Source organism: Embleya sp. NPDC056575 (assembly GCF_042793325.1).
GTDB lineage: Bacteria > Actinomycetota > Actinomycetes > Streptomycetales > Streptomycetaceae > Embleya.
In genome coordinates this window covers 18723-29994 of the sequence record NZ_JBHTVA010000066.1, presented here as the reverse complement: position 1 = coordinate 29994, position 11272 = coordinate 18723, and the positions used below count along the sequence as shown (strand labels likewise).

The window sequence follows — 11272 nt, the reverse complement described above, 5'->3', positions numbered from 1 at the left end:
CGCGCGGTCGGCCTGGGGGTGGGTGCGGGGGGGGCCCGCCGCCCGCCCGTCGGGCCCGGGCCCCCCCCCCGCGCGGGGGGCGGGTTTGCGCCCGCCCCCCCGGGCCGGAGGCCGTGCACGTGGCGGGTGCCGACGGGCACAATGGTGATATGTCCAACGTTGCGCAAGGCGATATTTCTTGGCTCGCGACGATCGACGACGACACGTCGGCGACCTCCTCTCCCGCCGACCCGGCCGACCGCGAACCGCCTTCGCGCTGGCGGCCGGACTGGGTGACGGGCCCCTGGACGGCGACCGACCCGCCGGCGCGGACGACCGGCCGGGCCGACGGCGGGCCCGAGGGGGTGTGGATCTGTGACCTGCTCCCCGAACGGTCCGTCGGCGAACCCCTGGTCGGGCACGACGCGCGGGTGACCGCGGTGACGACCGCGCTGGTCGGCGGCCGGCCGGTGGTGGTCGCCGGGACGGCCGGGTGGGGCGCCACGGTACGGGTGTTCGACCTGGATCGGGGCCGCCAGGTGTGCCGGCCCCTGGTCGGCCGGACCGCGTGGGTGGGCGCCGCGCGGGCCATCGTGGCCGGGCGCCCGGTGGTGGTCACCGGGGATTCGGCCGGCGTGCGGGTGTGGGACCCGGCCACGGGTCTGCCGGTCGGCGAACCGCTGATCGGATCGGTGCGGGCGGTGGCGACGGCCGAACTCGACGGGCGCCCGGTGGCGATCGTGGGACCCGAGACGGCCCGGGAGGGCGACGCGGACAACGCGGTACGGGTGATCGACCTGGCCACCGGCGCCGAGTTCGGCGCACCGCTGACCGGACACTCCCGCGCGGTGACGGACGTGGCCACCGCCGTCGTGCACGGCCGCCCGGTCGCGGTCACCGGCAGCCGGCACGCGGCGCGGGTCTGGGATCTGCTCACCCGCGAACCGATCGGCGCACCACTCGCCGCCGACGTCCGCGCCGTCGCGACCGGCCTGCTCGCCGGCCGCCCGATCGTGGTCGCCGGGGGCTCCACGGGCGCGCCCGCCCCGACCGACCCGACAGCCCCGACCGAGGAGCGCGGCACGGTACAGGTCTGGGACCTGGCCACCCACACCCCCATCGGCCCCCGCCTCCTGTTCCCCCTCCCGGTCGACGCCGTGACCGTGGCCCCGGGCGGTCGCGTCGTCGTCGCCTTCGGCCGAGAACTCGCCGTAGTGCACCACGGTTGACACCCGCCTACCCCCGGCCCGCGCCTCCCGGCGCCCACACACCCGGCGCCTGTTCGACCCGAACGAGTTCGTGGCGCGCTCTAGCCTTGATACCGACCGGTCGGTACCGTTACCGCACAGCAGAATCCCGCTACTCCACGCTCCGAGACCCCAGAGCATCGTCCGGCCGGCGCCTTCGGCCGGACGGGCGCGGGTCGCCCAAGGGGCGGTCGGAAGCGCCGTATTCGCCGGCCCTCCCACGCCGGCGACGACCCGGAGGACCCCGCACCCATGACCGAGAACACCCCCGCGACCGCGACCTCGACCACCCCGCGCGTGGCCATCGTCACCGGCGCCGCGCGCGGCATCGGCGCGGCCACCGCCCGCCGACTCGCCGCCGAGGGCAGGGCCGTGGCCGTACTCGACCTGGACGAGGCCGCCTGTGCCGACACGGTCGCCGCGATCGTCGCGGCCGGCGGCACGGCGCTCGCGGTCGGCGCCGACGTCACCGTCGGCGACCAGGTGGACGCCGCCGTCGCGCGCGTGGCCGACACCCTCGGCGCGCCGACCGTGTTGGTCAACAACGCCGGCGTGATCCGGGACAACCTGCTGTTCAAGATGTCCGACGGCGACTGGGACACGGTCATCGACGTACACCTGCGCGGCGCGTTCCTGATGAGCCGCGCGGTCCAGGCGCACATGACCGCCGCCGGCTGGGGCCGGATCGTCAACCTCTCCAGCTCGTCCGCGCTGGGCAACCGGGGGCAGGCCAACTACTCGGCGGCCAAGGCCGGACTCCAGGGCTTCACCAAGACCCTCGCCTTCGAACTGGGCAAGTTCGGGGTGACCGCCAACGCGGTGGCGCCGGGCTTCATCGTCACCGACATGACCGCGGCCACCGCGGCCCGCGTCGGCATGGAGTTCGAGGCCTTCCAGGAGGCCGCGGCCGCGCAGATCCCGGTCCGCCGGGTCGGCCGCCCCGAGGACATCGCCAACACCATCGCGTTCCTGACCGGCGAGGACGCGGGCTTCGTCTCGGGCCAGGTGATCTACGTCGCCGGCGGCCCGCTCTGCTGACGGCAGGGCAATACCCCCCAGGCGCCCGGGCCGGCCACCCCCGGCCCGGGTCCATCCCGAAGGAGCATCCACCATGCGTGTGTTCGAGAACGTCGACGAGGTGTTCGCGGCCCGGGGCGAACCCCTGGGTACCAGTGACTGGTTCACCGTCGACCAGGAACGCATCGACACCTTCGCCGACGCGACCGGCGACCACCAGTGGATCCACGTCGACCCCGAACGGGCCAAGGACGGCCCCTTCGGCACCACCATCGCGCACGGTTATCTCACCCTGTCGCTGATCCCCGTCCTGGCCGCCGACCTGTTCACCGTGCGAGGGGTGCGGATGGGCGTCAACTACGGCTCGGACAAGGTGCGTTTCCCGGCCCCGGTGCCGGTCGGCGTGCGGATCCGCGACCACGCCGTCCTGGTCGACGCGGTACGGACCGCGCAGGGCGTGCGGCTGACGGTGCGGCACACCATCGAGATCGAGGGCGTCGCGAAGCCGGCGTGCGTCGCGGACACGCTCTCCCTGCTCGTCCCCTGACCGTCCCGGCATCCGTACCGCCCACGAGGACCCGTCCGACCGCCCGTCCGGCACGTCCACGACGAAGGAGTTGCCTCCCGTATGACCACGCCCGCCGCCACGAACCGTCAGATCCGGCTGGCCGCGCGCCCGTCCGGCCTGCCCGTGCCCACCGACTGGGAGGCGACCACCGAACCGGTGGCCGAACCGGCCGACGGGCGCCTCCTGGTCGAGGTCTCGCACATCTCGCTCGACCCGGCGATGCGCGGCTGGATGAACGACGTGCGCTCGTACATCCCGCCGGTACGGATCGGCGAGGTGATGCGCGCCGGCGGCATCGGCCGCGTGCTCGCCTCGCGGCATCCGGACTTCGCAGTCGGGGACCACGTGTTCGGCCGGTTCGGCGTGCAGGAGTACGCGGAAACCGACGGCGAGGGGGTGCGCCGGGTGGACCTGGGCATCGCCCCGCCCGAGACCCACCTGGGCGTCCTCGGCGCCACCGGACTGACCGCGTACTTCGGCCTGTTCGACATCGGCCGCCCGCAGCCGGGGCAGACCGTACTCGTGTCCGGCGCGGCCGGCGCGGTGGGCAGCGTGGTCGGCCAGCTCGCCACGTTGAAGGGCTGCCGGGCGGTGGGCATCGCCGGCGGGCCGGACAAGTGCCGCACGCTGACCGAGGAGTTCGGCTTCGACGCGGCCGTCGACTACAAGAACGACGACGTGCCCGCCGCGCTGCGCAAACACTGCCCCGACGGCGTGGACGTGTTCTTCGACAACGTCGGCGGCACGATCCTGGACGCCGCGCTGACCCGGCTGGCCCGGGGCGCGCGGGTGATCGTGTGCGGCGCGATCTCCCAGTACAACAACACCGAACCCGGCCCAGGCCCGAGCAACTACCTTTCCCTGCTGGTCAATCGGGCGTCGATGACCGGCATGGTGGTCTTCGACTACGCCGACCGCTACCCCGAGGCGACGGCGGAGCTGGCCGGGTGGCTCGCGGACGGCCGACTGCGCGCGCGCGAGGACGTGGTCGAGGGCGACGTCACGGCCTTCCCGGAGACCCTGCTGCGCCTGTTCACCGGGGCGAACACGGGCAAGCTGGTACTGCGCATCCGCTGAGCCGCCGATCGTGGCCGGCGCCGGCCGCTCAGCGGGTCAGGGACGCGAGCAGGGCCAGGACCTGGGGCCATCCCCGCGCCTGGGCGGCGGCGTTGGCGGCCCGGGTGCCGCCCTGATCGAGCGGCTCCTTGGTCACCGGGTGGATGGGTCGGGTGCCGGCGGCGAAGTAGGGATGTGTACCGACGCCGTGCCCGGCATCGGGGAAGATCAGGGCCCGATGCGGATAGGGGCCGCCGCGGGCGTCGAGTTCGTCGACGATCGCCCGGGCCGAATCCGCCGACGGCCACAATCGGTCGTCGGTGCCGGCGATGGCCAGGACCGGGCCGTCGACGCGGTCGAGGGGGATGTGTCCCTGGGCGATGGGCCTGCCGTCCTTGGTCCAGGCGCTCTGCCCACGCGGGAAGCCGCCGTGGACCGCCGCCGACGGCGCGTACACGATCGCGCCGTGCACGAGGTCGGGGTGGTTCTGGGCGAGGAGCAGGGCGGCCTCGGTGCCGCGCGAGTAGCCCTGGGCGAGGATGTGTTCGGGATCGACGCCCGGTTGGGCGGCCAGGATGCGGGCGGCACCGGCGAAGTACTCCAGCGGGATGTTCTCCAGCGCGTCGGGCAGACCCGGGAGTCCGAAGTAGCCGAGAGCCAGCGCCGGGTAGCCGTGTGCGGCGAGCAGTACGGCGTCGGTGATCGGGCCGGGGCCGCCCTCCGAGCCGCCGAAGGCGAGCACGGCCGGGTGCCGAGGGGTCCCGGGGGCGGGCAGGAAGAGCATCCCGCTCACCCCGTCCGTGGCGAGGGCGAGAATCCGGGTGCCGACCCCGGGTGCCGTCCACTGCCTGGTCAGCGTCCGGGAGACGGGGCGGCGACCGGGGACCGCGGCCGTGAGGGTGAGGTCGAAGGAATGGTTCCGGGAGTCCTGTGCGAAGAAGGAGACCTGTTCGGGATCGCCCGACCTCGGGTTCATCGACCAGAACAACCCCATGCCGTCCGGTTTTCGGTAGGTGCCCGACAGGGGGGTCGCGGTGTCCAGGTCGACCACTCCGTGTGAGTCTGCCCGAAACGTGGCGTGGCCGTGCCACGGCTCACCCTCGGCGTCGACCGCCCCGAGATCGACGCCGACCTTCTCCCCGGCCGGCAGCCCGCCGATCCGGATGTGCAGCGCCCGATCCGGGAGCGCGGTCGGCGCGTCCACCTCGATCACGGGCCGACCATCCGGCACGCGCGTGCTCTCCGTGGTGCCCGCGCCCAGCACGACGAGCACCACCAGGGCACGTGCCCATCCACGCATACGATTTCGCACGACCTGCCCCCGTCGCATCCCCGGCCCGCATCGGCCGTGTTGTGCGTTCGTCTCGCTGCGTCGACGGTAGTCCCGGAGCCCACCCGAGCGCAGCGCTTCCTCTTGACCCCTACGGCCCCGCCGGCTCCGGGGCCACCGGGCGCAGCACCATCAGCGCCGCGTCGTCGGTGAGCCGGCCGCCCACGTGCGCGAGCAGCGCCTGCTGCAGACCGGCCAACAACTCGGCCGCGGACCGGTTCGGGTCCGCGTGCCGGGCGACCCAGTCGCGCAGCGGGAAGAACCGGCCGGCGGCGTCCCGCGCCTCGGTGGTGCCGTCGGTGTACAGCAGCAACGACTCGTCCGGGGTCATCCGGAACCGGTACGTCGGCACCCGGTCCTCGGTCGGCACCAGTCCGGCCAGACCCAGCGGCAACTCCGGCGGCACCTGCAACCAGCGCACCCCGGACGGGCCGATCACCGCCGGAGCCTCGTGCCCGTGGTTGGCCAGCTCGACCCGGCCGTCCCCGTCGAAGCCGACGATCAGCGCGGTGGCGAACCAGTCCGTGTCCGGCTCGCCGAGCAGCACCTGGTTGCGGCCGAAGCGCTCCAACCCCGCGCCCATGCGCCGCCCGACCCGCCACAGGTCCGGCTCGGCGTGGGCCGCCTCGTCGAACGTGCCGACCAGCGCCGCGCTCGCGCCCACCGCGGTCAGCCCCTTGCCCTGAACGTCGGCGATGAACGCGCGCGTCCCATGCGGGGTGTCCACCACGTCGTAGACGTCGCCGCCGACCTCCGCGTCCCGTTCGGCGGCCAGATAGCCGCGCTCGACCCGGATCCCGCCCACCACCGGCGGCACCGGCGGCAGCAGTGCGCGCTGGACGTGTTCGACCACGTTGCCCAGACGCGAGACCCGATCCTGCAATCGGGTCCTGAGCCACACCGTCGTCACCGCGATCGCCCCGCCCAGCACGACCACCACGAACCCGGCCCAGTCGTGTTCGTAGCCCACCGGCGCCAGCCACGGGTCCAGGACCAGGAACGTCAGCGTGGCGAGGATCGCGTACACCACGGTCGGGCGCACCGGGATCAGCGCGGACGCGGTCATCGGCACCAGGCACAACATCGTGTCGGTCCGGAACTCGTTCGGCGTGCCGAAGTCGACGGCCACGATGATGATGTAGAGCAGCGCCGGAAGCAGCGGGATCAACTGTCGCAGCGCCGACCCGCGCTCCGCCTCGACCACCGCGGCTTCACTCATCGCCTGGGCACCGTCCTGCGTCGGGCGGGCACCGTGGGGGTCACCCGGAGTGGATCGGTCGTCGGTCGACCACCGGGGCCGATGCCCCTCGGAGCCCATTCCCGGTCCACCTCACCCCCAGCTACGCCACACGGTGGACGGCCGTCCGCGACCACAGCGCCGTCGCGGACCGCGCGACTGCCGCCCCCGCCGGGGGCGGAATGCCCTCGGGGGCGAGGGAGTTGGGTTTCGGCGGCAGGTGGGTTTCAACCGCACCCGGGTCGGGGTGATCGGGGCATGGGGCGGGGTCGGGACGTTCGCGGTACAGCCGGCGCGCCCGGCGAGGCTCAGCGGTAACCGGTCTGGTCGGCGGGGAGGTCGCGGTCCTGGACCTCGACCAGGTAGCGCCAGGCGTCGGGGCGGCTGCCGTCCGTGTCGGTGAAGCCGTAGACGCCGGCGAGTTGCCCGCTGGAGAGGGACTGCCCGTTCCAGCGGGCCACGTCGGGGTCGGCGGCCAGGGCCGCCACGGCCCGGCCCACGTACGCCGGGGACTCGGAGATGCCGAAGTGCGGCTGCACCTTCAGGGCGTCGCGCCAGTTCGCCTCGGTCACCTTGTACGCGTCGAGCATCATCTCCGAGCGCAGCCACCCCGGGGTCAGGGCGACGGCGGTGGCACCACGCGGGCCGAGTTCGTGGCCGAGTGCGAAGGCCATCCGCAACACCGCCGACTTGGCCAGGTCGTAGAAGAAGGACACCCGGTAGTTGTCGCGGTTGTACTCGTTGGTGCCGTCGGTCATCTCCACCACCAGGCCGCCGGGGGTGCGCAGCAGCAGCGGCAGGGCGTGATGGCTGGTGATCGCGTGCGTGTCCACGGCGAGGCGCAGGATCCGCAGCCCGTCGTCCAGGTCGTGTTCCCACATCGGGGTGTCCCAGGCGAACAACTTCTCGCCGCCCCAGATGTCGTTGACCAGCACGTCGAGACGGCCCTGTTCGGAGTCGATCCGTTCGATCAGGGCCCGGACCCGCGCCGGCTCCAAGTGGTCGGTGGGTACCGCGATGCCGTGGCCGCCGGCGGCGGTGACCAGGTCGGCGGTGTCCTCGACGGTCTCCGGGCGGTCGTACTCGGAGCGTTGGCCGCGAGTGCTGCGGCCGGTGACGTACACGGTCGCGCCAGCCGCGCCGAGTTCGACCGCGACGCCGCGTCCGGCACCTCGGGTGGCTCCGGCCACCAGGGCGACCCGGTCGCGGAGGATGCTCGTGGCCATGCCGACTCCCGGTGCCGCTCGTGGATCGCCGCTCCGTCGGCCGCTGCCCGGGATCGGATGCGGCAAACCGCCGGGACGGGCGCGACGCCGGTGGCGAACGCCGGCGGGGTGTCGGGGGCTTCGGGGTGCCGGCCGCCGGGTTCGGGGGATGCTCGGGCGCGATGCACCCTCCGGACTCGGCGGCCCGCACGAGGACCATGAAACAGGGCGCGCCACGCCGGGCGACCCGAAAGGTCACCCGGACGGCGGATTCGGCGCGCCGAGTCCACCCGATCGTGGGCGCGCCGCCGACCGCCTATCCCGCCGCCGGCGCCAGCCCCGATTCCAGGGGGTTGTCCAGCAGGCGGGCGAAGGCCAGTTCGGCGGCGCCGTACAGCGGGGCGTCGTCGCCCAGGGCCGCCGTGCGCAGTTTGAGGTGTTCGCGGGTGACTGACAGGCTGGTGCGGTTGAGCCGACTGCGCACCTGCGCGGCGGTGGCCAGGTACACCTCGCGCAGCGTGCCGCCGAACACCACCATCTGCGGGTTGAGGATGTTCACCAGGTTGGCCACGCCCAGGCCGAGCCAGTCGCCGACCCGGCGCATCCCCTCCTCCGCGTCGTGGTCGCCGCGCGCCGCCGCGTCCGCCAGACCGCCGATCGTGTGCTTCGCGGTGCCCCGGGTGAGTGCGAACTCGCCGATCTCGGCCTCCCAGCACCCGCGCGCCCCGCACCGACACGGCCGGCCGTCCGGATTGACCACCATGTGCCCGACCTCGCCCGCGTACCCGTCGCCGCCGGCCACCGGCCGCCCGGCGGACAGGATGCCGCCGCCGATGCACACGTCGCCGTGCAGGTAGATCACGTCGTCGCAGCCCACCGCCGCACCCCGGGTGTGCTCGGCCACCACCCCCAGGTCGGCGTCGTTGCCGACCATGACCACCATCCCGATCGCCGTCGAAAGTCGCTCCCCCAGCGGCTCGTTGCGCCAATCCTGGGTCGGCCCCTCGGGAATCGTGCCGTCCGAGCCGCGCACCATCGCGCACACCGCCACGCCCGCGCCCACGCACACCCCGTCGGGCGGCGCGCTCAGCCGCATCTGCGCGACGAACCCGCCGAGCGCCTCGGCCACCTCCTTCGGCGAGAACCCGCTGCCCGGGCGCTGGAGTTCGCGGCGATCCAGGATCACCCCGCCGAGCCCGACCCGGGCCGCGACCAGCCGGTCCACGCCGATCGTGAAGGCGTACACGTACACCCGCTGCGACTGGGCCCGAACCACGAGCGAGGGCCGGCCCCGCCCGCCGCCGGAGGTGTCGCGCGGCGCCTCCTCGACGATCAGCCCGGCCGCCGCGAGTTCCGTGGTCAGCGCGCCGATCGTGCTGCGGTTCAGGCCCATGCCGGCGGTCAGTCGGGCCCGGGAGGTGGGGCCGAGCACGTGCACGTGGCGCAGCAGCGCCCCCAGGTTCTGCCTGCGGATGTCCTCCTGGGTGGGCGCTGCGCGCATCGGGCTGCGGACCCTGCCTTTCTCATCCGTGGCGTCGATCGAGGGGGAGGGCGGCGTCACCGCAGCCCGGCGGCTTCGGCCCGCCGCCGCGACAGGGCGTCGACCCCGGCGGCGAGGAGCAGCACGACGCCGGTCACAACGTACTTGACGCCGGCGCTGTACCCCATGAGCCCCATGCCGTTGTCGATCACCGCGACCACCGCGCCGCCGAGCACCGCGTCCAGCACCCGTCCCTTGCCGCCGAACAGGCTGGTGCCGCCGATCACCGCGGCGCCCACGGCGTACAACAGCACGTTGCTGCCGCCGGTGTTGGAGTCGACCGAGTTGGCCCGGGAGGCGGCGACGATGCCGCCGATCGCGGCCATCGTGGAGCAGATCACGAACGCCGAGATGCGCACCCGGTCCACATTGATCCCGGCCCGCCGGGCCGCCTCGCGGTTGCCGCCGACCGCGTACAGGCTCAGCCCGTACGGGGTGCGGCGCAACACGAACGTGCCGACCAGGAGCAGGATCACCAGGACCGGTACCACGATCGGCACACCGCGCAGCGAGGAGATCACCGTGTTGCGGCTGCGCTCCTGGTTGAGCACGTACACGGCGAGGCCGACCAGCACGGCGAGCACGCCGATCCGCAGGCCGGTGATCGCGATCGGCTCGGCGCTCAGCCCGCGGCGCGCCCGGCTGCGGTTGCGGCGCACGTGCACCACCCCGTACCCGGCGACCGCGGCGGCGGCCAGCAGCCAGCCGACGATCGGGGCGAGGTTGCGGTTGGAGATGGCCAGGATGGTCGAGTCGCGCACCGGCACGTTGGTGCCGCCCTTGACCAGCAGCAGCGAGACGCCCTGGAAGGCCAGGAACGCGCCGAGGGTGACCACGAAGGACGGGATGCCGACTTTGGCCACCAGCACGCCCAGGACCAGGCCGATCACCATGCCCACGACCAGCGCGGCGAGTACCGCGGCGTACCAGGGCCAGTCGTGTTCGGTGAGCAGCACGGCGAGCACCGCCGCGCACACCCCGCTGGCGAAGCCCGCGGACAGGTCGATCTCGCCGAGGACCAGGACGAAGATCAGCCCCATCGCGATCACGGTGACCGCGGCGCCCTGGGTGAACAGGTTGGCGAAGTTGCCCGCGCTGAGGAACTTGGGGCGCATGATGGCGAATACCGTGCACAGCACGACCAGGCCGAGCACCGCGGGCATCGCGCCGGTGTCGCCGCCGCGCAGCCGGGCGAGGTAGTCCTTCACGTGTGCGACCACCGGCGATTCGGGGGCACCGGTCCCGCTGTTGCCGTCGGCGAGAGGCAGGGCGCTGCTCGTCATCGGTTCGCTCCGTTTCGACCGGCACCGGGACCGAATGCCTCGGTCTGTCCCGACGTGATGAGTTCGACGATCTGGGAATGGGTGATCTCACCCGCGTTGACCTGGGCGGCGGTACGGCCCAGGTAGAGCACCGCGATCCGGTCGGCGACCGCGAACACGTCGTTCATGTTGTGCGAGATGAGCACGACGGCCAGGCCGTTGTCGGCGAGCCGGCGGACCAGTTCGAGCACCTGCGCGGTCTGCGACACGCCCAGCGCGGCGGTGGGTTCGTCCAGCACCACGACCTTGCTGTTCCACAACACCGCCTTGGCGATGGCCACGGTCTGGCGCTGGCCGCCGGAGAGGCTGGAGACGCGCTGGCGGATCGAGGAGACGGTCCGCACGGACAGGCCCGCCAGGGTCTCCTCGGCGATCTGCTCCATGCTGTCCTCGTCGAGCACCCAGCCGCGCCGGCGTTCCCGACCGAGGAACATGTTCTGCACGATGTCGAGGTTGTCGCACAGGGCGAGGTCCTGGTAGACGATCTCCACGCCCAGGTCGGACGCGTCGCGCGGGCTGTGCACGGTGACCGGCGCACCGTCGAAGAAGTACTCGCCGGAGTCGGCGGTGTGGATCCCGCCGATGCACTTGACCAGGGTCGACTTGCCCGCGCCGTTGTCGCCGACGAGCGCGGTCACCTGGCCCTCGTACACGGACAGGTCGACGTCGCGCAGCACGTGGACGGCGCCGAAGCTCTTGTTGACGCCGCGCAGTTCGAGCACCGGATTCGACGCGGGCGGCGGGGCGGGGGTGGGGGACAGGGCCACGATG

10 protein-coding genes are annotated in these 11272 nt (G+C 73.3%); 4 read left to right on the top strand and 6 right to left on the bottom strand.

What is annotated here, in order from left to right:
• Nucleotides 1-149: 149 nt before the first annotated feature.
• From ACFRCG_RS37525 to ACFRCG_RS37510, 4 genes are all read left to right on the top strand, one after another.
• On the top strand, nt 150-1208 hold the full coding sequence (locus ACFRCG_RS37525; protein ID WP_380039928.1) for a WD40 repeat domain-containing protein: 1059 nt from the start codon (nt 150-152) through the stop codon (nt 1206-1208).
• 270 nt (nt 1209-1478) lie between these two features.
• The gene (gene fabG, locus ACFRCG_RS37520; RefSeq protein WP_380039926.1) at nt 1479-2264 is read left to right on the top strand and encodes a 3-oxoacyl-ACP reductase FabG; all 786 of its coding nucleotides are present in this window, start codon (nt 1479-1481) and stop codon (nt 2262-2264) included.
• Between the two features lie 73 nt (nt 2265-2337).
• Nucleotides 2338-2790 (top strand): MaoC family dehydratase, encoded by a 453-nt coding sequence (locus tag ACFRCG_RS37515; protein ID WP_380039924.1) that lies wholly within the window; start codon nt 2338-2340, stop codon nt 2788-2790.
• Nucleotides 2791-2871: 81 nt separating this feature from the next.
• Complete coding sequence (locus ACFRCG_RS37510; RefSeq protein WP_380039922.1) at nt 2872-3888, top strand: NADP-dependent oxidoreductase; 1017 nt, start codon at nt 2872-2874, stop codon at nt 3886-3888.
• Nucleotides 3889-3916: 28 nt separating this feature from the next.
• Here the strand turns inward: ACFRCG_RS37510 and ACFRCG_RS37505 are convergent, their stop codons facing one another.
• From ACFRCG_RS37505 to ACFRCG_RS37480, 6 genes are all read right to left on the bottom strand, one after another.
• Entirely contained in the window at nt 3917-5167 is a 1251-nt protein-coding gene (locus ACFRCG_RS37505) for an acyl-CoA thioesterase/BAAT N-terminal domain-containing protein (protein ID WP_380039920.1), read from the bottom strand.
• A gap of 121 nt (nt 5168-5288) precedes the next feature.
• The gene (locus ACFRCG_RS37500; protein ID WP_380039918.1) at nt 5289-6416 is read right to left on the bottom strand and encodes a PP2C family protein-serine/threonine phosphatase; all 1128 of its coding nucleotides are present in this window, start codon (nt 6414-6416) and stop codon (nt 5289-5291) included.
• Nucleotides 6417-6742: 326 nt separating this feature from the next.
• Nucleotides 6743-7660 (bottom strand): SDR family oxidoreductase, encoded by a 918-nt coding sequence (locus tag ACFRCG_RS37495; RefSeq protein ID WP_380039916.1) that lies wholly within the window; start codon nt 7658-7660, stop codon nt 6743-6745.
• Between the two features lie 295 nt (nt 7661-7955).
• The gene (locus ACFRCG_RS37490) at nt 7956-9140 is read right to left on the bottom strand and encodes an ROK family protein (protein WP_380039914.1); all 1185 of its coding nucleotides are present in this window, start codon (nt 9138-9140) and stop codon (nt 7956-7958) included.
• Nucleotides 9141-9196: 56 nt separating this feature from the next.
• Nucleotides 9197-10462, bottom strand: a complete 1266-nt coding sequence (locus tag ACFRCG_RS37485; RefSeq protein WP_380014849.1) for a sugar ABC transporter permease — start codon at nt 10460-10462, stop codon at nt 9197-9199.
• Entirely contained in the window at nt 10459-11268 is an 810-nt protein-coding gene (locus ACFRCG_RS37480; protein WP_380039912.1) for an ATP-binding cassette domain-containing protein, read from the bottom strand. Before ACFRCG_RS37480 ends, ACFRCG_RS37485 begins: the two co-directional genes overlap by 4 nt.
• Nucleotides 11269-11272: the final 4 nt, after the last annotated feature.